Origin of the sequence: Flavobacterium tiangeerense, assembly GCF_007830355.1 — a bacterium.
In the GTDB taxonomy this organism is placed as follows: domain Bacteria; phylum Bacteroidota; class Bacteroidia; order Flavobacteriales; family Flavobacteriaceae; genus Flavobacterium; species Flavobacterium tiangeerense.
Window position 1 is genome coordinate 200,586 of sequence record NZ_VLKO01000008.1, and the last position, 23,037, is coordinate 223,622.

At 33.7% G+C, this 23,037-nt stretch carries 21 protein-coding genes; 12 read left to right on the forward strand and 9 right to left on the reverse strand.

Features of this window, described 5'->3' with window-relative positions; genetic code table 11:
• Positions 1–138: 138 nt before the first annotated feature.
• Positions 139–2,328: a glutamine synthetase III family protein gene (locus IQ05_RS10885; protein WP_144892866.1), complete on the reverse strand. Its 2,190-nt coding sequence runs from the start codon at positions 2,326–2,328 to the stop codon at positions 139–141.
• 263 nt (positions 2,329–2,591) lie between these two features.
• On the opposite strand from IQ05_RS10885, the gene IQ05_RS10890 reads away from it, so the two are divergent.
• Complete coding sequence (locus IQ05_RS10890; protein WP_144892868.1) at positions 2,592–3,605, forward strand: glutamine synthetase beta-grasp domain-containing protein; 1,014 nt, start codon at positions 2,592–2,594, stop codon at positions 3,603–3,605.
• Between the two features lie 159 nt (positions 3,606–3,764).
• Complete coding sequence (locus IQ05_RS10895) at positions 3,765–4,712, forward strand: TerC family protein (RefSeq protein WP_144892870.1); 948 nt, start codon at positions 3,765–3,767, stop codon at positions 4,710–4,712.
• A 69-nt stretch (positions 4,713–4,781) separates the two neighbouring features.
• Here IQ05_RS10895 and IQ05_RS10900 read toward each other — a convergent pair whose 3' ends face one another.
• Positions 4,782–5,273, reverse strand: coding sequence for a hypothetical protein (locus IQ05_RS10900; protein WP_144892872.1), 492 nt, complete (start codon positions 5,271–5,273; stop codon positions 4,782–4,784).
• Positions 5,274–5,540: 267 nt separating this feature from the next.
• Positions 5,541–8,993: a methylmalonyl-CoA mutase family protein gene (locus IQ05_RS10905; RefSeq protein ID WP_144892874.1), complete on the reverse strand. Its 3,453-nt coding sequence runs from the start codon at positions 8,991–8,993 to the stop codon at positions 5,541–5,543.
• Between the two features lie 279 nt (positions 8,994–9,272).
• Between IQ05_RS10905 and IQ05_RS10910 the strand changes: the two genes are divergently transcribed.
• Both IQ05_RS10910 and purU read left to right on the forward strand, forming a co-directional pair.
• A complete protein-coding gene (locus IQ05_RS10910) occupies positions 9,273–9,980 on the forward strand; it encodes a DUF4197 domain-containing protein (RefSeq protein WP_144892876.1) in 708 nt (235 codons plus the stop codon).
• Positions 9,981–10,096: 116 nt separating this feature from the next.
• Positions 10,097–10,951, forward strand: a complete 855-nt coding sequence (gene purU, locus IQ05_RS10915) for a formyltetrahydrofolate deformylase (RefSeq protein ID WP_144892878.1) — start codon at positions 10,097–10,099, stop codon at positions 10,949–10,951.
• Positions 10,952–11,168: 217 nt separating this feature from the next.
• Here purU and IQ05_RS10920 read toward each other — a convergent pair whose 3' ends face one another.
• From IQ05_RS10920 to pyrF, 3 genes are all read right to left on the reverse strand, one after another.
• Entirely contained in the window at positions 11,169–11,954 is a 786-nt protein-coding gene (locus IQ05_RS10920) for an alpha/beta fold hydrolase (protein ID WP_144892880.1), read from the reverse strand.
• Between the two features lie 100 nt (positions 11,955–12,054).
• The gene (locus tag IQ05_RS10925; protein WP_144892882.1) at positions 12,055–12,858 is read right to left on the reverse strand and encodes an ABC transporter substrate-binding protein; all 804 of its coding nucleotides are present in this window, start codon (positions 12,856–12,858) and stop codon (positions 12,055–12,057) included.
• 54 nt (positions 12,859–12,912) lie between these two features.
• Entirely contained in the window at positions 12,913–13,731 is an 819-nt protein-coding gene (gene pyrF, locus IQ05_RS10930) for an orotidine-5'-phosphate decarboxylase (protein ID WP_144892884.1), read from the reverse strand.
• Positions 13,732–14,217: 486 nt separating this feature from the next.
• On the opposite strand from pyrF, the gene IQ05_RS10935 reads away from it, so the two are divergent.
• From IQ05_RS10935 to IQ05_RS10965, 7 genes are all read left to right on the forward strand, one after another.
• Entirely contained in the window at positions 14,218–14,778 is a 561-nt protein-coding gene (locus IQ05_RS10935) for a helix-turn-helix domain-containing protein (protein WP_144892886.1), read from the forward strand.
• A 12-nt stretch (positions 14,779–14,790) separates the two neighbouring features.
• Positions 14,791–15,237, forward strand: coding sequence for a response regulator (locus tag IQ05_RS10940; RefSeq protein WP_144892888.1), 447 nt, complete (start codon positions 14,791–14,793; stop codon positions 15,235–15,237).
• Positions 15,238–15,370: 133 nt separating this feature from the next.
• A complete protein-coding gene (locus IQ05_RS10945) occupies positions 15,371–17,035 on the forward strand; it encodes a sensor histidine kinase (RefSeq protein WP_158634586.1) in 1,665 nt (554 codons plus the stop codon).
• Between the two features lie 250 nt (positions 17,036–17,285).
• Positions 17,286–17,924, forward strand: coding sequence for a porin family protein (locus IQ05_RS10950; RefSeq protein ID WP_144892892.1), 639 nt, complete (start codon positions 17,286–17,288; stop codon positions 17,922–17,924).
• A 15-nt stretch (positions 17,925–17,939) separates the two neighbouring features.
• Positions 17,940–18,083, forward strand: a complete 144-nt coding sequence (locus tag IQ05_RS10955; RefSeq protein WP_144892894.1) for a lmo0937 family membrane protein — start codon at positions 17,940–17,942, stop codon at positions 18,081–18,083.
• 22 nt (positions 18,084–18,105) lie between these two features.
• Positions 18,106–18,399, forward strand: coding sequence for a YtxH domain-containing protein (locus IQ05_RS10960; RefSeq protein ID WP_144892896.1), 294 nt, complete (start codon positions 18,106–18,108; stop codon positions 18,397–18,399).
• A 181-nt stretch (positions 18,400–18,580) separates the two neighbouring features.
• Positions 18,581–18,922, forward strand: a complete 342-nt coding sequence (locus tag IQ05_RS10965) for a hypothetical protein (RefSeq protein WP_144892898.1) — start codon at positions 18,581–18,583, stop codon at positions 18,920–18,922.
• Between the two features lie 174 nt (positions 18,923–19,096).
• Here the strand turns inward: IQ05_RS10965 and prfA are convergent, their stop codons facing one another.
• The 3 genes from prfA to IQ05_RS10980 form a co-directional block, all read right to left on the reverse strand.
• Positions 19,097–20,173: a peptide chain release factor 1 gene (gene prfA, locus IQ05_RS10970; RefSeq protein WP_144892900.1), complete on the reverse strand. Its 1,077-nt coding sequence runs from the start codon at positions 20,171–20,173 to the stop codon at positions 19,097–19,099.
• A 537-nt stretch (positions 20,174–20,710) separates the two neighbouring features.
• Positions 20,711–21,610 carry an alpha/beta hydrolase gene (locus IQ05_RS10975; RefSeq protein WP_244289561.1) on the reverse strand — a complete coding sequence of 300 codons (900 nt, stop codon included), beginning with the start codon at positions 21,608–21,610 and terminating at the stop codon, positions 20,711–20,713.
• Between the two features lie 151 nt (positions 21,611–21,761).
• A complete protein-coding gene (locus IQ05_RS10980; RefSeq protein WP_144892902.1) occupies positions 21,762–22,139 on the reverse strand; it encodes a hypothetical protein in 378 nt (125 codons plus the stop codon).
• A 322-nt stretch (positions 22,140–22,461) separates the two neighbouring features.
• Between IQ05_RS10980 and IQ05_RS10985 the strand changes: the two genes are divergently transcribed.
• The gene (locus IQ05_RS10985; protein ID WP_144892904.1) at positions 22,462–23,031 is read left to right on the forward strand and encodes a Crp/Fnr family transcriptional regulator; all 570 of its coding nucleotides are present in this window, start codon (positions 22,462–22,464) and stop codon (positions 23,029–23,031) included.
• Positions 23,032–23,037: the final 6 nt, after the last annotated feature.

Genomic DNA, 23,037 nt, shown 5'->3' on the forward strand with positions numbered 1-23,037 from the left:
CATTATCAGCTTGAAAAAAAAATATCAAAGGTTTATGCCTCATATGAATAAAAAAATGCCTCTCTAAAACAGAGAGGCATTTTCTTATAATGTGTACTTACTTTGCAATTAAGAATATGTTATAAACTATACTTTAATTTACTTTGTAAATAACAATTCTCGATATTTAGTCAAGGTCCAAATTTCGTTATCAACTAGTAACTCTAGTTTATCACAGTGGTTTCTAATAATCTCAAAATAAGGTTTTACTTTATTACAATAGGCTTCGGCCATTTCTTGAGCATTTGTTAGAGTATTTGCTTTTCTTCTTTCATCTGTCATTTCTTCAACTTTTGAATTTATCCCTTCAATATGTCCCGAAATTTCTTTGATAAGATTAATTTGTTCTTTTGCAATCGTTTCAAAATCAGCTCCAAAAATATCTTTCAACCCTTTTACATTGGCAATCAACGTATTTTGGTACTTAATAGCGGTTGGTATAACATGATTCTTAGATATATCTCCTAGAACTCTACCTTCTATTTGTATTTTTTTAGTGTATTCCTCTAATTCAATTTCATATCGTGCCTCCACTTCTACATGATTCATGATATTCAACTCTGAGAACAAATCTAAAGACTGCTTAGAAATTCTAGCTTTTAAAGCTTCAGGCGTAGTTTTAAAATTACTTAAACCGCGTTTTTTTGCTTCAACTTCCCATTCTTCGCTATAACCATCACCCTCAAAAAGGATTTTTTTAGATTGCTTAATGTATTCTCTCAATACATTAAAGATTGCATCGTCCTTCTTCATATCCTTAGAATCGATTAAGGCATCAACCTCAACTTTAAAATCTCTCAATTGTTTAGCAACAATAGCGTTTAATGTTGTCATGGCATTAGAGCAATTGGCTGTTGACCCTACAGCTCTAAATTCAAATTTATTTCCTGTAAAAGCAAAAGGCGAGGTTCTATTTCGATCTGTATTGTCAAGAAGTACGTCTGGAATTTTCCCTACTACGTTCAATTTCAAATCTGTTTTTTCCTCTGGTGATAATTTTCCTGCTGTTACGCCTTCTAGTTCTGCTAATACTTTTGTAAGTTGTTCTCCAATAAATACCGATATAATGGCCGGAGGAGCTTCATTGGCACCAAGCCTATGATCATTACTAGCCGATGCAATGGCAGCTCTTAGTAAAGACTCATTATCATTAACGGCTTTAATAGTATTGATAAAAAAGGTTAAAAACTGTAAATTACTCATAGGAGTTTTACTTGGACTCAACAAGTTAACCCCAGTATCTGTTGCCAAAGACCAGTTATTGTGCTTGCCAGATCCATTTACTCCTTTAAAAGGTTTTTCATGAAACAATACTTTTAAGTCATGGCGTTCGGCTACTTTTTGCATCACATCCATCAACAAACAATTATGATCAACTGCTAAGTTGGTTTCTTCAAAAATTGGTGCCAATTCAAATTGATTAGGAGCAACTTCATTATGACGTGTTTTTACTGGAATTCCAAGGAGCATACACTCTTGCTCCAAGTCTCTCATATAGGTAAGCGCACGTGTAGGAATGGATCCAAAATAGTGATCATCTAGTTGTTGTCCTTTTGCGGAAGTATGTCCAAGAAGTGTTCTTCCGGTCATGATTAAATCAGGACGAGAATTAGCTAATGCACTATCAACCAAAAAATATTCTTGTTCCCAACCCAAAGTGGCGGTCACTTTTTTCACATTTTTATCAAAATATTTACAAACTTCTGTCGCTGCTTCATCCATAACCATAAGGGCACGCAAAAGTGGTGTTTTATAATCTAAAGCTTCACCCGTGTACGAAATAAAAACAGTAGGTATGCAAAGAGTTGTTCCAAAGATAAATGCCGGTGATGTAGGATCCCAAGCCGTGTAACCTCTGGCTTCAAAAGTATTTCTAATTCCTCCATTTGGAAAACTAGAAGCATCAGGTTCTTGTTGAACTAATTGTGCACCACCAAATTTTTCAACAGGATCACTCCCGTCATGAGATGTTTCAAAAAAAGCGTCGTGTTTTTCAGCAGTTGTTCCTGTAAGCGGCTGAAACCAATGTGTATAATGGGTTACTCCTTTTGCAAGTGCCCATTCTTTCATACCCATCGCAATGTAATCTGCTAATTTACGGTCAATTTTGGTTCCGTGTTGTACCGCACTTTGAATTCCTTTTAAAGCATCCGAAGTTAGGTATTGCTTCATTGCCTTTTCATTAAAGACATTTGAACCAAAAATTATTGATTTTCTACCTGTTTCATCAAATTGAACGGGCTTTCTAGTCGATGCTTCTCTCAAAGCTTGAAAACGTAATGTTGGCATGTTTCGTTTTTTTAAAATTAGTTTAAATCCAATAGATCAAAATCAAATATACTCAATAATTGCATAAAAAATAAAAGGAAGTACTTTATGAATTTACATAATTAAGCCCTGCAAAAATACGTATTTTTTAATTCACCCCCTATAAAAATACCGTTTTGAAAAATATTATACCATTTAAAATAAAAAACACCCCCATTTTTACAGTATTTAAAAAAATATTTTACTTTTGTGCCAGCAATTTTACGAAGTAAATCTATAAAGACATGGCAAAAATTAAATTAGAGTACATTTGGTTAGATGGATATGAACCAACACAAAACCTTAGAAGTAAAACTAAAGTTGAAGAGCACGAAAATTTTCAAGGAACTCTTGCAGAAATAGGAAACTGGTCATTTGACGGTTCCTCTACAAGACAAGCCGAAGGTGGTTCGTCTGATTGTTTATTGGTACCAGTAGCAATCTATCCTGATCCTACTCGTATTAATGGATATCTTGTTATGACCGAAGTTATGAATGCTGACGGCACGCCTCATGCTTCAAACGGAAGAGCAACTATAGATGACGATGGTGATTTTTGGTTTGGTTTTGAACAAGAGTACTTTATCATGGATACCAAAACTTTATTGCCTTTGGGTTTCCCAATTGGAGGTTATCCTGCACCACAAGGAATGTACTATTGTTCAGTAGGTGGAAAAAACACACACGGAAGAGCACTTGTTGAAGAACATGCAGACCTTTGTATAGCAGCTGGAATCAACTTTGAGGGAATCAATCAAGAAGTGGCTTGTGGCCAATGGGAATTTCAATTGTTTGCTCAAGGTGCTAAAAAAGCAGGAGACGAAATTTGGGTAGCACGTTACTTACTGGATCGTTTGACTGAAAAATACGGGTACTATATTGAATACCACCCAAAACCGCTTGGAGATACAGATTGGAATGGTTCTGGAATGCATGCTAACTTTTCTAATGAAGTTTTAAGAACATGTGGTTCTCAAGAAATTTATGAAAAAATATGTGAAGCTTTTAGACCTGTAACAGCTGAACACATTGCAGTATATGGCGCTTACAATGACTTGCGTTTAACAGGTAAGCACGAAACAGCTTCAATTCACGATTTCTCTTACGGAGTGTCTGATAGAGGTTGCTCAATACGTATTCCTTTAATGACTGTTCAAAAAGGATGGAAAGGTTGGCTTGAAGATCGCAGACCAGCTTCAAACGGTGACCCATATAAAATTGCTGCTAGAATTATACAAACAGTAAACTCTGCTTTGTAATTTTGAATACTATATTTTTTTGAATCAAAATGCCTTCCTTAACGAAGGCATTTTTTTTACACCAATTTCAAAGAGTTACTGCCCTCAACTTTATTTTCAATAATCTTCTTGATTCAAGATTCTAGAAGTATCTTTGCGCTACATTTTAAAATAACTTTTATGATTGTTTGGATCTCTTTCTTAGTAGCAGTTCTAATTTTTCTAGCATTTGACTTGGGAGTATTTAATAAAAACCCACATATCATTAGCTCAAAAGAAGCTGGGAAATGGACCGCAATATGGGTTACATTGTCGTTTTTGTTTTCTGGAGTAGTGTACTGGTTGTACTCAACAAATTACATAGCAAATCCGGACGCATTAAAACCAAGTGCTGCTGCAATGAAATTTATTACGGGTTACTTAATAGAGTTGTCATTAAGTATTGACAACATTTTTGTAATTGCAATTATTTTTGCAGCTTTCAAAATCCCTCAAAAATACCAACACCGCGTTTTGTTTTGGGGTATCTTAGGCGCTATTATTTTTAGAGGCTTGATGATCTTTTTTGGTGTGATGCTGATTAATAAATTTTCATGGATGACCTATATTTTTGGTGCATTCCTAATTTATACCGCAATGAAGATGTTGTTTAGCGGTGAGGACGAACAATTTCAACCCAAAAAATCTTTTGTTTACAAGGCTTTAAAAAAAGTTATACCAATTTCTAATCACATAGACAAAGAACATTTTTTTGTGAAAAGAAGACATATTACTGCTGCAACCCCCTTGTTTGTGGCACTTATTGTTATTGAAGTTATGGACGTTGTTTTTGCAATAGATAGCGTACCTGCTATTCTTGCCATTACAAATGATCCTTTTCTAGTTTTTAGTTCTAACATTTTTGCTATATTAGGATTGCGATCTATGTACTTTTTCTTAGCCAACATGTTAGCTAAATTCAGCTATCTAGAATACAGTCTTATTGCTATTTTAAGCTTTGTAGGACTCAAAATGTTACTGCACGACTTTATTAAATTACCAGAATGGGCTTCACTTGCTTTTATTGCAGTTGCGCTTCTACTTGGTATTGGAGTTTCATTATTTAAAAGTAAAAATTCTGAAGAGTAAAGCATTCATTTTATACCACAAAAAAAAGGAAATCTCACGATTTCCTTTTTTTTATGAATATAATTTAAATTACAAAGTGATCTTTTTAACATCGCTTTGTTGAACTTTTAAAGCTGACATCACTGCATTTATATCATTCTTATTGACTGTTTTTGCAAAACCATCTGGAACAATAACTATTTTAAACGTTTGGTTTTGAGTCCAATCAGATGATAAGGTATTCAAACTAAAATTAGCAGTTAAAAACAAATCGACATTAAATCTGGTATAATCAAAATTATAATCCAGCTCTCTACCATTGTCCAGATAATAAGTCTGTGGCATCAATCTCCAGATATCTTGACCATTAACTACATCAAACAAATGGTACACTAATACAGAATCAAATGATCCTATTGGCGGATCAAAATCTACTATTTTACTATATCCATTACCTGGACCAAAAGAAGTTGTGACTTCAAAAACTTCTGTTCTTGGACCTTCGTCATATACTTCTGTAACTTCGCAACTTTGTAGTGTCATCATCCCGATGAATGCTAAAAATAGAGTAATATTTTTCATAGTTATATAAATTTTAGTTGTTATTTTAAATTCTATTCATGAACTGTGCCAAAATTTATTATACAAATGAAATAGTTTTAAATACACTTCTAAAAAAAAATACAAATAACTAAAAAACAATATTTTATAAATTAATTTATTGTGCGATTAGTGACATAAAATTTAAAAAAAACTTAGACCACAAGTGAAATCCACTATAATAATTTAACACCATAAAAAAAGACCTTTCCGTAGAAAGGTCTTTTTCATTATAATAAAAATTAAAACTTACATATTTCGTCTGTATTGACCACCCACTTCAAATAAAGCCGCCGTAATTTGTCCTAAAGAACAAACCTTTGTTGCTTCCATCAAGTGTTCAAATAGATTTTCATTTTTAATAGCCGCTTCTTGAATGCTATTCAGTTGTGCATTCACCTTATCTTGATTAGATTGGTGAAGATTATTCAACATATCAATCTGGTATTGTTTCTCTTCTTCGGTAGCACGAATTACTTCAGCTGGAATTACGGTTGGCGATCCTTTAGAACTCAAGAAGGTGTTCACACCCACAATTGGGAATTCACCGGTATGTTTTAAGGTTTCATAATACAAACTTTCTTCTTGAATTTTACTACGCTGATACATTGTTTCCATAGCACCTAAAACTCCTCCACGCTCGGTAATTCTATCAAATTCTAGTAATACCGCAGCTTCCACAAGATCTGTTAATTCTTCGATAATAAAAGCACCTTGAATTGGGTTTTCATTTTTAGCTAGACCTAATTCCTTATTGATAATCAACTGAATCGCCATGGCACGACGCACACTTTCTTCCGTAGGTGTCGTAATAGCTTCGTCATACGCATTGGTATGTAATGAGTTACAGTTGTCATAAATAGCGTATAAAGCTTGCAAAGTGGTACGAATATCATTGAAATCAATTTCTTGTGCATGCAACGAACGACCAGAAGTTTGAATGTGGTATTTCAACATTTGCGCTCTTTCATTGGCACCATATTTTGTTTTCATGGCTTTCGCCCAAATTTTACGCGCTACTCTACCTATTACAGCGTATTCTGGATCTACTCCATTCGAAAAGAAGAACGATAAATTAGGTCCAAAATCATTGATGTTCATGCCACGGCTCAAATAATATTCCACGTAAGTGAATCCATTAGAAAGGGTAAAAGCCAATTGTGTAATTGGGTTTGCACCAGCCTCGGCAATATGATATCCTGAGATAGAAACCGAATAGAAGTTTCTAACATTCTTTGTAATAAAATATTCCTGTACGTCACCCATCAATCGCAACGCAAATTCAGTAGAGAAAATACACGTATTTTGAGCTTGATCTTCTTTTAAAATATCAGCCTGAACCGTTCCACGCACTTGTGATAAGGTTCTTGCTTTAATATCATTGTAAATTTCCATAGGCAAAACCTGATCTCCTGTAACTCCCAAAAGAAGTAACCCTAAACCATTATTTCCTGCAGGTAAATCACCTTGGTATTGTGGTCTTTCTACCCCTTTTTGCTTGTAAATAGCTTTGATTTGAGCAGCAACTTCAGCTTCAAGATTATTTTCTTTGATGTAAATTTCGCACTGTTGATCGATTGCAGCATTCATAAAAAACCCAAGCAGCATAGGAGCTGGTCCGTTGATTGTCATACTAACAGAAGTCATTGCATGTACCAAATCAAAACCTGAGTACAATTTTTTAGCATCATCTAGACAACAAATAGAAACTCCGGCATTACCAATTTTTCCATAAATATCTGGACGCACATGCGGATCATTACCGTATAAGGTCACACTGTCAAATGCTGTTGACAATCGTTTGGCTGGCAATCCAGCACTTACATAATGAAAACGTTTGTTAGTTCTTTCTGGCCCACCTTCACCAGCAAACATTCTAGAAGGATCTTCTCCTTCACGCTTGAAAGGATATAAACCTGCCGTAAAAGGAAATTCTCCAGGAACATTTTCCTGTAAACACCAGCGTAAAATATCACCCCATGCTTTGTACTTTGGCAAAGCAATTTTCGGGATTTGAGAATGCGATAATGACTCGGTATGGGTAGCCATTTTAATTTCGCGATCACGTACTTTAAAAGTATAAACCGGATTTTTATACTTGTTTACTTTTTCGTCCCAATTTAAAATAATCTCCCAGTTGTAGGGATCTAAATCCATTTTTACTTTTTCAAACTGATTTAGTAAAAGATTTAAGAATATTTTATTTTCGGCAGCACCTGCTTTTTCAAGTTCTATAGCAGTTGGCAAAACGGAATCATCATTGATCCCTGCTTTATTCAACTCTGGTGTTTTATTAGCAACCGTTTCAATGGTTTTGTAAATGCCGTATAATTTTTGAGCTACTTGTTCTTGGCTCAACGCAGTCACATCATATTTGCGGTTACTCTCTGCAATTTCAGATAAATAACGGGTTCTGTGTGGTGGAATTACAAAGATTTTCTCACTCATTTCACGCGTGATTTGGAACGTAGATTGCAAATCAGAATTTGTTTTTTCATGGACTTTATCCATAATCGCTTTGTACAGCGTATTCATTCCTGGATCATTAAACTGCGAAGCAATTGTCCCGAAAACAGGTAGTGTATCCAAATCAGCATCCCAGAGGTTATGATTGCGCTGGTATTGTTTTTTCACGTCTCTCAAAGCATCAAGAGAACCGCGTTTGTCGAATTTGTTTATTGCTACCAAATCCGCAAAATCAAGCATGTCAATTTTTTCCAATTGGGTTGCCGCACCAAACTCTGGAGTCATTACGTACAAAGAAACATCAGAGTGGTCCATAATCTCAGTATCAGACTGACCGATTCCTGAAGTTTCTAAAATAATAATATCATAGTTTGCCGCTTTGATTACTTGAATGGCATCAGCAACATATTTTGACAATGCTAAATTGGACTGACGTGTTGCCAATGAACGCATGTATACACGAGGATTATTGATGGCATTCATTCGGATTCTATCACCCAGAAGTGCTCCACCCGTTTTTCTTTTAGATGGATCTACAGAGATTAATCCGATTGTTTTTTCAGGAAAATCAATCAAGAAACGACGTACTAATTCATCAACTAAAGATGATTTTCCAGCACCACCTGTACCCGTAATTCCCAGTACTGGTGTTTTACAATTTTCATTCTTTTTTTGGATCAGTTCCAATGTTTTAGCAGCAACATCAGGGAAATTTTCTGCTGCAGATATGATTCGGGCTAGAGCTGTTGGATTTTTAGCCTCTAATTGCTCTACTTCATTAGTCAATTTATCTCCAGTAGGAAAATCAGATTGTTGAACCAAGTCGTTAATCATTCCTTGTAATCCCATCGCGCGTCCATCATCTGGAGCGTAAATGCGGGTAATACCGTAAGCTTGCAGTTCAGCAATTTCAGTAGGCAAAATCACTCCGCCTCCACCACCAAAAATTTTTATTTGACCCGCTCCTTTTTCTTGAAGCAAATCATACATATATTTAAAGTACTCATTATGACCACCTTGATAAGAAGTGATGGCAATAGCATTAGCATCTTCTTGAATTGCTGTATTTACAACTTCTTCTACACTTCGGTCATGACCTAAGTGAATTACCTCAACACCTGTAGATTGAATAATCCTACGCATGATGTTGATTGCTGCATCGTGACCGTCAAAAAGAGCTGCTGCTGTTACAATTCTTACTTTATTGTTAGGGATATATGGTATTTGTTGTTCCATTTTATGAATATGATAATTTAAGCCTGCAATTTACAATTTTATTTTAAAAAAGCTATTTGAAGTTAACCGATGTTATTCACATATATAGAAGAATTTTCTAATCTAGCCCCGATTGCAGTGGCATCCCTCGCTTTTTTTGAGCGAGGATACAGCGAAAAGCGGGACAAATTTTCATGAATGCACAAAATGGGTGCTCCTAATGAAAAGTTTGGCTTTATTTTTGAATAAGTCGTATTTTTACAAATGCCAAATGGCGCACTAACGAATACCCTATTTAAGATGAAAAAGATTGTAGTACTGATCGCGGCGATTTCCCTTTCTGGTTGTGCCGAAATGCAACAAGTGATGAATCAATTCCCGCAAACACAAGGCATTGGAGGCATTGATATTGCTGGTGGTTTAAAGGAAGCTTTAAACAACGGAATTTCGAAACAAGTTACAAAACTAACGGCTACTGATGGTTTTTATCGCAATGAGGCTGTAAAAATTTTATTGCCAGAGGAATTGCGAAAAGTAGATACTGGTTTGCGCAAAATAGGACTTAGTTCCCTTGCTGACGAAGGTTTGAAAGTATTGAATCGCGCTGCCGAAGATGCTGTAAAAGAAGCCACACCCATATTTGTAGACGCCGTGAGAAATATGACTATTACGGATGCCAAAACTATTTTGTTAGGCAATCAAAATGCGGCAACATCATATTTACAAAACAGTACATCAACGGCTTTGTACGGAAAATTTAATCCTGTAATTAAAAACTCATTTACAAAAGTCGGCGCGGATAAAGTGTGGGCCAACATTATAACCAAATACAACAGCATTCCGCTGGTGAATAAAGTAAATCCTGACTTGACCGATTATGTGACCAAGCAAGCGCTGACGGGTGTTTTTAAAATGGTTGCCGTAGAGGAAAAGAATATTAGAACTAATTTGAGTTCCAGAACATCTGTATTGCTGCAAAAAGTTTTTGCTATGCAGGATAAAAAATAAAAATTTGGCTGTTTTATATCACAGAAACAGCCAAATCCTATTTTTTTATATCAGCAAATACCATTAGTTTTGAGTTAATAGCCCTCTACTTTTCAAAGGCCTAAAAAGAAAAATGAATGCAAAAAATTACAATACTAATTCACTGCCCAGATCAAAAAGCAATTATTGCCTCTGTTACTAATTATATTGCCGCCATTGATGGTAATATCGTTTATTTAGACCAGCATGTAGATGCTGATGAAGATGTTTTTTTCATGCGTATTGAATGTGAATTTAAAGCTGAAAATTGGAATCTTGAAGCTATAAAATCCGATTTTCAAACTGTTATAGCTACACCATTCCAAATGTCATGGGAAATGCACCTGCAAACTGACAAACCTAAAATGGCTTTGTTTGTGTCCAAATACGACCATTGCTTGTATGATATTTTGGGTCGTTATCGAGCGGGCGAATTACCTCTTGAAATCGCAATAATTATCAGTAATCATAACGATTTAGAAGCAGTAGCACATCAATTTGGAATTCCTTTTTATCATATTCCTTTTACGAAAGAAATAAAAGATATAGGCGAAAAACAACAATTGGAATTGCTCCTTCAAAACCAAATTGATTTTATTGTTTTGGCTCGCTACATGCAAATTATCACTCCAAATCTTATTGCACAATTTAAAAATCAGATCATCAACATTCATCATTCTTTTTTACCCGCTTTTCCGGGTGCTAAACCGTATCACTCCGCTTTTAAACGAGGTGTAAAAATCATTGGTGCTACAAGTCATTATGTAACCGAAGAATTAGACGAAGGCCCTATTATTGAACAAGACATAGCACGAGTTTCTCACAGTCATTCTATTGATGATTATATAATGAAGGGGCGTGACCTAGAACGAACGGTGTTGGCCAGAGCCATAAAATTGCACGCGGAACGCAAAACAATGGTGTATAATAATAAGACGATTGTGTTTGTGTAAAAAAAGTAATAAAATACTGATTTTCAAATTTTTACATTTTAAAAAATCATACTTTTGGATTACCAAAATCTTAACTAAAGTCCAACAAAGTAATAACAAAATCTTAACAACGATATCTTGAGTTCTTCACGACCTTTGTAGAGTAATAAACTGGTTATTTATTATTTTGGTTTTGGTTAGTTAAAGAATTGCTCGTACACTTGTACGGGCATTTTTTTTACCTTTTATTTTTTAGGAAAGAAAGAACAGCCTCATTAAAAACATTAGGTTGCTCGACATTAACAACATGACCTGAATTTTCAACAACAAAAAGTTTTGAGGATTTGTAATGACTCTCGACCACTTTACGAACTGATGGTAAAAACATATAATCTTCCTCACCCATTACATATAAAGTAGGGATATTCAATTCAACTTGACGAAACCATTTGAGAACCGGATTGATTTCGGCTGTAAGCTTGAACCACTTAATGAATTCTTTTTGGTATAACTTTTTAGCTTCGTTGATAAATAGTAAGCGAGATTGTTTGTGACTTTTCTTTGGCATGATTACAAATGCAAAGAACTTGTATAAAACCAAATAAGGCAACACGTATTTAAACATATTTCCCAAGCGCATTAACACTTGCGAGCGAAAATTCATTTTGAGAATGGCACCACCCAAAATCATACTTTGGACCCGTTCTGGATACATTTCAGCCAATTGCCTGATTAAAATTGTTCCTAATGAAATGCCTACAAAATGGGATTTTTTTATGTGCAAATGATCTAAGACTTCGAGAATATCATTGGCCAAAGCCGAAAAAGTATATTTTTGTTTGAAAGCGGTTTTTAAAGTCGTTTTTGATTCACCATGACCTCGCAAATCGAGTAGCAAAACATTGTATTGCTTTTTGAAATCTCGAATTTGTTTGAACCAAATAGACGAGCTTCCGCCTGCTCCGTGGACAAAAGTAACCCACTGATCGGTATTTTTATTCTCGTAAATGGTGTAATTGATCACGTATTTTTTTTGTAAAAATAGAACTTTAATTTAAAATTTCAACACCGTTTGCTGCTAACCTGATTAATATAGGTTTGTAAAATCAAAATAAACCTAATGCCTATACTGTTGCTATTGAATTATGGATTTTTTTGAAATAATCAAAAGCTTTGACTAATCTGCTTCCATGCCATGAAAACATTTCGCCATCCACAAAAATTGTTTTGCCGTGATGGGTGTGAATTCCTATTTCAAAAGCATGCTCCTCTGTAAAAGGAAACGGTTCCGAGGACAGAAAAACAAGTTGGGGATCACCCTCAGAACGAATTTTTGTAATATCCACTTCGGGGTATCGCTCTTTGTTTGAGTATATATTTTCAAAGTGATTCAATTGTAATAATTCATCAATAAAAGTTCCAGAACCTGCTACCATATAAGGGTTTTTCCAAATAAAATAGGCCACTCTTAAAACGGGTTTATCGGCTATGAATTTTTTAAAATCGCTCCATGCAAAAATCAATTTGTCACTCCATTTTTGAGCTTCGGTACGGCAGTTAAACAGCTGTCCAAAATCTTTAATCATTTGGATATTGTCTTCAATGGTAATTATATCCGTCACCCAAACGGGAGCAATTTTTTGCAACTCGGCTACCATTTCCTGAGTGTTTTCCTCTTTATTGCAAATGATAATATCCGGTTCCAGCAATCGGATTTTTTCATAATGCACTTTTTTAGTGCCTCCTACTGATTTCTTAGTCAATTTGAAATGATAGGGATGCACGCAAAACTTTGTAATACCAACTATTCTCTCCTCGAGACCTAAATCATACAGCAATTCTGTTTGTGACGGAACTAGTGAAATAATGCGTTTTGGAGCTGACTCAAACGTATGGGAACGACCAAGTTGGTCAATGTATGTTTTCATGAATGGATTCTTGTAAAATGGAATAGAATAAAAGCAAGCAAACGCAATCCTTAACTACTTTAAATCAAGAATTGCATTCATCTCTTGTTGCATTTTTAAAGCTTCTTCGCGTGCTTTTAGGGCAAAATCAGTTCCGTTTGAAGCATAAATAATCCCTCGAGAAGAGTTAATGAGTAGTCCAATGGAGTCATTCATTCCGTATTTACAAACCTCTGATAAGCTTCCACCCTGCGCACCAACTCCAGGCACGAGCAAAAAACTATACGGCACAATCTTTCTAACTTCAGTAAAGTATTCGGCTTTAGTAGCGCCTACCACATACATTAAATTAGAACTATTTTTCCAAGTTTTTGAAGTTTCCAGTACCTGCTTGTACAATTCTTGCTGGTTTGTTTGTAGCGTTTGAAAATCAAACGCACCCTCATTTGATGTAAGTGCTAACATTATAGTATGCTTATTCTCAAAAGCTAGAAAAGGCTCAACAGAATCTTTACCCATATACGGAGCAACAGTTACACTATCAAATTTTAAGTCTTCAAAGAAGGCCTTAGCATACATAGAAGATGTATTTCCTATATCGCCACGTTTTGCATCGGCAATTGTAAAAATATCCGGGTATTTTTCATTGATGTAGTCAATCGTTTTTTGTAATGAAGTCCAACCCTTTAAACCATAAGCCTCATAAAAAGCTGTATTTGGCTTGTAAGACACTACTAAATCATAAGTTGCATCAATAATAGCTTTATTGAACTCAAAAATAGGATCTTCAAGAGTAAGTAAATGTTTTGGAATTTTATCTAAATCTACATCAAGCCCTACGCAAAGGAATGATTTTTTAATTCTAATTTGATCGATTAATTGCTGTGTTGTCATATTATAGTAGTTGTGTGGCAAAATTACAAACATCCATATTAATTAATGTCATACCCTCGAATAAAAATTAAATTTTAATCTTTAACTGATGAATCTATAAATTAATCATGGAGAGGAAAGTCAAAAGTAATAAGCGTTAACAAAACTCAATTTACTCTTTTACAACTAGATGTTTTGCGAGATAAAAGGGTAAATTTAATTTTGAAAAAAATATATAATTGCTTCATTTCTTTGTGTTAAATAAAATAATTTCCTACAAAATAAAAAATAAAATTAACGATTGTTCAATCTAAAAGAATGGACTTAAAATAATAAAGATGTCGTTACCATCCATACCAATATTTTAAAAACCATACCATTAGCTAAGAAAAAATGTTATTAATAAATATTATTTGATCTAAAAAAAAACCTAAAAAAACATCTTGAAAACCGTGTATTAAAAAAACAAATGTTCCTTTTTATATCTTTACTTTAAATTGACAGTTTATGAAAATACATTTGAAGTTTGATTACGCACAATTAACAAAAAAAATCATCCAAGAAAAACTAACTGATTTGGGTTACAAGTTCAATATCATAGGTTTTGGTGAATTTAATTTTTTAGAAAAAGTACCTTTGGCAAAAATGGAAGAGCTTACCGCCATTTTTAATGAATACGGTATTGATATTGTTGAAAATCAAAAAAGTGTACTGGTACAAAAAATAAAAGATGCTATTGTAGAGATGGTTCATACGGATAAGGCTTTGAATATAAAAAGCTCGGTATATATTGCTGAAAAATTAAATTTGAATTACACCTATTTATCGAATGTTTTTTCAGAAGTAACCTATACCTCTATTGAGAATTTTATTATTATTCAAAAAATAGAATTAGCAAAGAACCTGATGATAAAAACCGCACTTAACTTAACCGAAATTTCGATTCAATTAAATTATTCCAGTGTGGCACATTTAAGCACACAATTCAAAAACACAACAGGAATGACGCCATCGGCATTTCAAAAAATCATTCAAAAAAGAAGAGAAGTAGCCCAAAAAAACAATTAAAAAAGTATAAATATGAACACCGATTTTATAAATATTTGCCTTGCGGATGATGATGAAGACGATAGATTGTTTTTTACTGATGCGTTTGATGAATTAAAAATAAACACTAAAGTAAGCACCTTTAATGACGGTGTAGAGTTAATGGATTTTTTACACCATCCCGATTCTATTTTACCTAATGTTTTGTTTCTAGATTTGAACATGCCCAAAAAAAATGGCCAAGAGTGTTTACTAGAAATAAAAAAGGATGAAAAATTCAATGATATCGCTGTTGCTATTTATTCTACTTCATCATCTGAGGAGGATATTGAGCTTACCTTTATCAATGGCGCTAACATTTATATTAAAAAACCAAATGATTTTGAGAGACTAAAAAAAATCCTTTCGGAGGTTGTCACTCTTAACTGGCAGTATCATACCTCAGGTTTAAATAAAGATAATTTTTTAATGAGAATGTAATATGAGGTATATTCAATTACATAAATCACCTCTTTTTCTCAAAATAATTTTTATTATTTCAATTGCAATAATATTTTTTATCGGTGGAGTTACTTTTAAACACATAACGGTTTTAAAAAAATCGTCTGACTTTGTGAGTAAAAGCCACGATGTTAATACCGAACTGGAACGCTTAATTTCATTTGTAAAAGATGCTGAAACAGGACAAAGAGGGTATTTATTGACGAGAGATGAAAGTTTTTTAAAGCCTTATTTAGAATCTAAAAACGCTGTCAAGAAATCCTTCAATAAAGTTTCTAAACTCACTGAAAATAGTAGAGCCCAACAAGCCAACTTAAAGAAACTACTTTTCTACATCAACAAAAGGCAGAATTATTTATCCAAATCGATTTATTTGACAGAAGATAAAAATTATGACAAAAATGAACTAGCTAAAAATTTAGTCATTGGTAGAAAAACTATGGATTCTATTCGCTCTCAGATAGAGGAAATGATGATTACTGAAAAGGTTTTATTAAACTACAGACAGCAAGAGTATATTTCGACCATGAATTATACGCCATTGTTAATTTATTTAACGCTTATTGTAACACTATTACTCATTACAATAGCTTTTATAAAAATGAATAGAGATTTAGTCTTGTTAAAAAAAACTATCAATACTTTAACCGTTGCTAATGAAGCTAGCAATTTAGCTGAAATTGTAGGGGGTTTTGGTAGTTGGCAATACAATCTTGACAAACAAACTTTTACTTTTTCTGACAATGAATACCGTTTATTAGGTTGTGAACCGCAATCATTTATTGCAAGTAGTGAGTCTTTTTATAAATTTGTTCATCCTGATGATGTAAACTATGTTCGGGAGAATTCTATTAATATCCAATCTGAAGTTAATCTAGCTCCATTTACCTATAGAATCATTCGCAAAGATGGTGAAATAAGATATTTTAGAGCATTAGGTAGAGTTGTTACCGTATCATCGGGTGAGCGTACATACATAGGTACAACCAGTGATGTTACTGCCGAAGTAGAAGCCAAACAAATGATAGAGCTTCGGAATAGAGACTTAGAAAGCAGCAATAAAGAACTTATGGCTTTTAATTATATTGCAAGTCATGATTTACAAGAACCATTACGAAAAATAGAAACTTTTTTATCCCGATTAGTGACTAAAGATTATTCAAATTTATCCCAATCTGGGCAGCAATATGTATCTAGTATACAATCTTCTGCAAAAAGAATGCGCGTTCTTATAGATGATTTATTACAGTTTTCTAGAACCAATAAGGGTGAAAAAATATTTGAAAAAACAGATTTAAACATTGTTCTTTCTAATGTTTTACAAGAATTGGCACCAACTATAGAGGATAAAAAAGCACTTATAACTAGTGATGTATTGCCTACATTTGATGCAATACCTTTTCAAATACAACAATTATTTACCAATCTCATTAGCAATTCTCTGAAATACAGCAAAGAAAATAGTGCAGTTGAAATAAAAATTACCGCTACTACTTGCACTGCTGAGAATGAAGAAAATATTCCTGATACTATTATAGGTTCTAATTTGTATTATAAAATAGTATTTCAAGACAACGGGATAGGTTTTGATCAAGAATATGCAAGTAAAATTTTTATTCTCTTCAATAGATTACATAATAAAAATGAATATTCAGGAACTGGTATTGGCTTAGCCATTTGTAAAAAAATTGTTGAAAATCATCGCGGCTTTATTATCGCAAATGCAATTGTAAATGAAGGAGCTAGGTTTACAGTTTACTTTCCTGTCGTGTCATAAATACATTTGAAAACTGAATAAAAGGTCGTTTTTTTTTAAGAACGACCTTTTTTTATGCCTAAAAATCTTTGTTATTTATTTTTTTAAAAAGGCTATTTCAACAACAGTGTAACCTTTCTATTTATAGAATTATACTATTCAAAGCTCTCAACATAAAAATTCTGTAACAATTCCGAAAAGTAATATAACATAGTTTGTGAAAGGTCTTCGCATCTTTGTAAACGAAAAATAACTTTAAAAATCAGTGACAATGAAAAAATTAAATAAAATTTTCACATTAGTAGTATTTGCAATGGGAGCTACAAGTACTTTGCAAGCACAAGAAAATAATGCATCGATAGGAATAAAAGGAGGTTTGAATATGTCTAACTTATACACTGAGGATGTAGATGACAACAATCTTTTAACTGGATTTAATATCGGTTTATTTGCTCAATTACCTATAAGCTCTAGTTTGGCTATTCAACCAGAAATAAATTACACTACAAAAGGTGCTGAGCTACAGTACGATACTTTTTTTGCCTCTGGAACGGGGAAGTTTAGATTGAATTACATTGAAATTCCAGTTTTGATAAAGGCAAATTTGACTAAAAATTTCAATGTACATTTTGGACCATATGCCGCTTTTTTAGTGGACTCAAAAATTACGAATGAAACTGCAAACAATACTTTCAACTTTGAACAAGATATTAATAAAGAAGATCTAAACACGTTTGATTATGGGTTGGCCGCTGGTATAGGATTTGATTTTGACAATTTTGGCATTGGCGCCAGATACAATTACGGTTTAAGTACCGTGGGTAAAGAACGCACCTCTGGAGGGGTAACATACAACTTCCCTGACTCTAAAAACAGTGTATTGAGCATTTATGCAGCAATAAAATTTTAATTTCAACTGATCATTATGAAAAACATCTTATATATAGCAGCTGTACTTTTTGTGGTACTATGGGCTTTAGGTTTTTTTGTATACAATATGGGCAGTATGATTCATTTTTTATTGATTATTGCCGTGATCGCAATACTATTAAAAGTAATTAAAGGATAATATAAATTATAAAAACACCATCATGAAAAATAGTGACGTAGCATTAGGAATACTAGCTGGATTAGCAGTTGGAACAGTAATAGGTATCTTATTTGCCCCTGCAAAAGGAAGCGAAACCAGAAAAAAAATAGCAGATAACGGAAGTGATCTGAAAAATTTGATCACGGATTCTTCTAGCCAATTGGGAGAAAAAATATCCCAAACTATGGATACCCTAAAATCTGAAACTCAAAATATATTGAGTGTATTGACACAAAATAATACTGACGAAAAGCCAAATTTTGACCACTTAGTCGATATAAACAGAGTCAAATAATTTTAATAATCGGAACGCGTCACACTGTTGAAAAGCAGTGTGATTTTGTCGTTTATAGTATGGAGATAACAATTATAGCTAAAAAATTACATTTTACAAAACAACATTACGTCTCTACAATAAACAACCCCAGAATTTACCTAAAAATGCAACTCAAAGATAAGATTTAATAATACCCCCAATGAAAAATTTAAAGAAACACTTCTACTTGTTACTTGTATTAATAATGAGTTTTTCGTGTCAGACTAAAAGTGAAAAAAGAATTGAAATTGCGACGAATGATTATATCCATTTTGTTGATTCGGTAACGGAATATAAAAAGGAAGAAGCTCAAAAAAATTGGAAAACTATTGAAAAAGATTTTGAGAAAAAATTAAATACATTGAATCTGAGAATAGATAGTTCCGAAGGCGCATCTGAATTTGAAGGCAAGATAGATTCGGCTACGGATAAGTTTGAAATTTATAGAAAAGCAGTTTTTAAAGGTTATGCTGACCCAGATATTAATCATTACCTAGACTAGAAAGGTAAAACTACATTGATGTACTTAAACGCAATTTATTTGAGTTTACTAGTTTTTCTATTAATTCTAAAATTCTGTTTTTGAAGTCAACTCTTTTTAAATATAATTTAGCACCTATAAAAAAAGACCTTACTAGCTATTAGTAAGGTCTTTTTTGGATTTATAGATTTAATTTTAAAAAACCTCGCTAGCTTCTTTTAATTTCTCCATATTGTTAACTAATGCAAGTTCGTCAACAATTTTTTGAATGTCGCCATTCATGATATTACCAAGATCATAAAGTGTTAATCCAACACGGTGATCTGTAACACGCCCTTGGGCATAGTTATAGGTACGGATCTTAGCCGAACGGTCACCAGAGCTTACTTGCGAAGTTCGCTTTGTAGCATCTTCAGCTTGCTTTTTAGCTAGTTCTTGTTCGTATAAACGAGATCTTAATACGCCAAAAGCTTTATCTTTATTCTTATGTTGTGATTTTTGGTCTTGACATTGCGCTACTAATCCTGTAGGGATATGCGTTAATCGCACTGCAGATTTTGTTGTATTTACAGATTGTCCACCAGGTCCTGAGGAACAAAAGAAATCAACGCGTACATCGTTCATATCAATTTGCACATCAAATTCTTCAGCTTCTGGCAAAACCATTACTGTAGCAGCAGAGGTATGTACACGTCCTTGAGTTTCCGTTTGTGGTACCCTTTGCACTCGGTGAACACCTGCTTCAAATTTTAATGTCCCATAAACATCTTCTCCTGTAACTTCAAAAATCACCTCTTTAAAACCACCAGATGTTCCTTCATTCATATCTACTACTGAAGTGCGCCATCCTTGATTTTCGCAATATTTTGTATACATACGAAATAAATCTCCTGCAAAAATACTAGCCTCATCCCCACCGGTTCCGGCACGAATTTCAACCATAACATTCTTTGCATCTTCTGGATCTTTAGGAATCAACATGAATTTTATTTCCTCTTCAAGTAGTGGCAAACGTTCTTTAGCTTCCTCTAGTTGCATTTTGGCCATTTCGGTCATGTCTGCATCACTATTGTCTGCTATAATTTCATTAGCTTCTTCTATGTTTGCCATGATAAGAACGTATTCATCTCGTTTCTCAGCAAGGGCTTTTAAGCTTTTGTACTCTTGATTCAATTGCACATAACGTTTTTGATCTGATATTACATCAGGTTGAATGATCAAATCCGAAATCTCATCAAAACGTTGTTTTACTATTTGAAGTCTATCTAACATTTTATAAATCCTTTTATTGGAGTGCAAAAATACGAAAAAAGTATTCAGTTTGCAAGATGAATCACAGAGATTCAAATGGAGTAACTTAGAATAGAATTCACCTGAAATTAAACTCCATTTTTCATTTCAATATTCATAGTTTTAATTAATAAATGTAACGTGTGTAAGTTCAGTTTTGATTGAATTTTTTATCTAAAGAAAAAATTCAATTTAAAATCTGTATTCTCTGTATTTGAAAGTGATTCTTAAAGATATTCCTTTAAAAGTACTAAGGCCAAAAACGGACTAGAAACCTCAACTAGTTAGTTTTAGCCGCCAGAATGGTACTTGCCACTAAACCCAAATCCAAAGTAATTGCACAAACCGTAAATGCAATGTAAGGAGGCAAACAAAAATTTCTTGAGATTAGGATTTGTAAATTACATTCTTAAACCCATTACAAAAGAGAAATTAATTGAAACAATCGAGAAATGGATGTCCTAAAAGCAAATTAGTATGTAAAATGACATACCAATACCACGAAGAGCGTTTATCAAACTATTTTGATAAACGCTCTTTTGAATTTTCGTTCATAAAACCGATCATTTCCTCAAATCTAGCACTCCAAGGTTTAAAAAATTGCACCACCATAGGAACGTGCTTTTTGTTCAAACGAATAGTCTGCATTTCAGGTTGAAAAGCTTTGATAGCTTTCTCAAAGCGTTGGCTTCCCTCAATAATTGAGGGATATGTTTTTGTACCAACATACAATAAAACTGGTGGGGTTTGTGCATTAACATAGTAAATTGGCGAAGCTGCTTTCCATTGCTCAGGATCGGAAGTCCATGTTGCCAAATAATCATCCTGATTAGTAGGAGGATATTTTTCGAGATAGTTTTTCATGTCCAGTCCAGCCGCATCGTTTAAAATGATTCCAGCAACACTCGTAGGTTGTACTCCGTATTTTGGATTCATCACTGCCAATGCCCCAAGATGCCCGCCTGCTGAATGTCCCGTTACAAAAATTTGGTTTGTATTGCCGTTGTATTGACCAATATTTTTCTTAGTCCATTCAATAACAGTTGCAATTTGCTGCGCCATAACATCGTAATTTACCGCAGGACTCAGTGTATAATCTGGTATAACGGTGATAATTCCCCTTCGAGCAAAATTGCGACCTAATACATTATAAGTTTCCTTACGCCCGCTATTCCAATTTCCACCATGCACAAAAATCAAAACTTTAGCGCCTGCTTTGTTTACTTTTCGAGGAACAAAAATGTTGAGCTTGGGTGCTGTGCTCGCATTTTCAACCGTAGTTGATTGGTAAACAATGTTAGTAGTCTTTTTGGAGGCACAACTCGTTATCAGAAAAACTGATATTAAAACAGTAGGGATTTTAAACAAACGCATCATGTATTTTTTTACGAATATACTATTTAAAAAAATCGTATCCATTATCAAGTTTCTAAAATAGGGCTTTAAATTCAGAGTCATTTTTAGTTTTGGTAGATTTAAAATCCAAAAAAAACGGTTAATATCAAAGATACGAACCGCTTTTAAGAAGCTTTTGATAAACAAAATGATTTTCAAATTAAAAGCTTTTAAATTAATTAAATTGCGCTGTTATATGATCAACTAAACTTTGATCCGTCATTTTATTCGAAGTACATTCTGTAGCTACTACATTCTTGTATTGAGGTATTTCACTCAAATAATTTATGAATTGCTCCTGCGCAGTTCCTGTTCCTGTTACGTGCAATTCATCTACGTTTTGCATGTGAGCGGTAATGCTTTTAAAAAGTTTTCTCAGCTGATCTCTTTCGGCATTGTTAGCGGCATTTTCGCTGGTATTGTAGCCTTGTCCGTCAACGGTTTCATGACCTAGTACTAAAAAATCTCCGGAATCTACATTTTCTCTTCCTACAATGGTAGCGTGATGGGAATCCATCCAAACTCCAAATTGCTTTTTACTGTTCTGTGACATGATTTTACTGTTTAAGTTATAACACCTTCTACTTCAGCTGTATGCTACTGATTATTATCCTTCTTATAAAGATAGTCTTTCTACTTTTAATAAAGTTGTATTTAACAAAGTCTTATGGTCTCTAAAAATTGGTGCACAGCTTTTTAGTTTCAAAAAAAATAGTCATAGGAAATGAATTTTAGTACGTAAAGTCGTTAATTAGTTGTCAAACAAAATACCATATCTTCAAATGTATTTCTATAGCACGGCTACGAACAAGACTTTACAAAAACAGGATTTGTTTGTATCTTTACTACTTCATTAAAAAACAAATTATTGTACGATGTACGACTCACTAATACGGTATTTCCAGAGCAGAGCTGCAATAGAAAAAGAACAATTGGATTTCATTTGTTCCCGTTTTTCAGCTTTAAAAACAAAACGAAATGAAATTTTAGTACGCTACGACGAAATTTGCCAACACTATTATTTTGTAAACAAAGGATGCATTCGCCTTTTTACCATCAATAAAGAAGGAATAGAAACCTCTCGTTTTTTTGCTTTCGAAGGAAGTTTTGGAACGGCATTGCCTAGTTTTATTGATCAAAAACCGACTTTTGAGTACTTACAAACCATAGAGAAATCGGATTTACTTGTTATTTCTAGAACTGATTTTTATCAATTAGTAGCTACCATCCCTGCTTTTGCAATGATTTATAGGGAAATTCTAGAGTTAGGTTTTATAACTGCTCAAAAACGAATATATGGCTTTCAAGGGTTTAATGCTTTAGAAAAAGTGCAATGGATTATTGCTAATCAACCTCAATTTTTATTACGAGTATCCAATAAAATGGCTGCCTCCTATTTAGGGATTACGCCATCAACCTTGAGCCGCATTAAATCCAAACTTTAAAAAACG

Bases quoted from the DNA above. Each gene is read 5' to 3' on its own strand.
- IQ05_RS10885 (WP_144892866.1), bottom strand. From the start codon at position 2,328: ATGCCAACATTACGTTTTCAAGCTTTGAGAGAAGCATCGACTAGAAAG.
- IQ05_RS10890 (WP_144892868.1), top strand. From the start codon at position 2,592: ATGGCAAAAATTAAATTAGAGTACATTTGGTTAGATGGATATGAACCA.
- IQ05_RS10895 (WP_144892870.1), top strand. From the start codon at position 3,765: ATGATTGTTTGGATCTCTTTCTTAGTAGCAGTTCTAATTTTTCTAGCA.
- IQ05_RS10900 (WP_144892872.1), bottom strand. From the start codon at position 5,273: ATGAAAAATATTACTCTATTTTTAGCATTCATCGGGATGATGACACTA.
- IQ05_RS10905 (WP_144892874.1), bottom strand. From the start codon at position 8,993: ATGGAACAACAAATACCATATATCCCTAACAATAAAGTAAGAATTGTA.
- IQ05_RS10910 (WP_144892876.1), top strand. From the start codon at position 9,273: ATGAAAAAGATTGTAGTACTGATCGCGGCGATTTCCCTTTCTGGTTGT.
- purU (WP_144892878.1), top strand. From the start codon at position 10,097: ATGCAAAAAATTACAATACTAATTCACTGCCCAGATCAAAAAGCAATT.
- IQ05_RS10925 (WP_144892882.1), bottom strand. From the start codon at position 12,858: ATGAAAACATACATTGACCAACTTGGTCGTTCCCATACGTTTGAGTCA.
- pyrF (WP_144892884.1), bottom strand. From the start codon at position 13,731: ATGACAACACAGCAATTAATCGATCAAATTAGAATTAAAAAATCATTC.
- IQ05_RS10935 (WP_144892886.1), top strand. From the start codon at position 14,218: ATGAAAATACATTTGAAGTTTGATTACGCACAATTAACAAAAAAAATC.
- IQ05_RS10940 (WP_144892888.1), top strand. From the start codon at position 14,791: ATGAACACCGATTTTATAAATATTTGCCTTGCGGATGATGATGAAGAC.
- IQ05_RS10950 (WP_144892892.1), top strand. From the start codon at position 17,286: ATGAAAAAATTAAATAAAATTTTCACATTAGTAGTATTTGCAATGGGA.
- IQ05_RS10955 (WP_144892894.1), top strand. From the start codon at position 17,940: ATGAAAAACATCTTATATATAGCAGCTGTACTTTTTGTGGTACTATGG.
- IQ05_RS10960 (WP_144892896.1), top strand. From the start codon at position 18,106: ATGAAAAATAGTGACGTAGCATTAGGAATACTAGCTGGATTAGCAGTT.
- IQ05_RS10965 (WP_144892898.1), top strand. From the start codon at position 18,581: ATGAAAAATTTAAAGAAACACTTCTACTTGTTACTTGTATTAATAATG.
- prfA (WP_144892900.1), bottom strand. From the start codon at position 20,173: ATGTTAGATAGACTTCAAATAGTAAAACAACGTTTTGATGAGATTTCG.
- IQ05_RS10975 (WP_244289561.1), bottom strand. From the start codon at position 21,610: ATGGATACGATTTTTTTAAATAGTATATTCGTAAAAAAATACATGATG.
- IQ05_RS10980 (WP_144892902.1), bottom strand. From the start codon at position 22,139: ATGTCACAGAACAGTAAAAAGCAATTTGGAGTTTGGATGGATTCCCAT.
- IQ05_RS10985 (WP_144892904.1), top strand. From the start codon at position 22,462: ATGTACGACTCACTAATACGGTATTTCCAGAGCAGAGCTGCAATAGAA.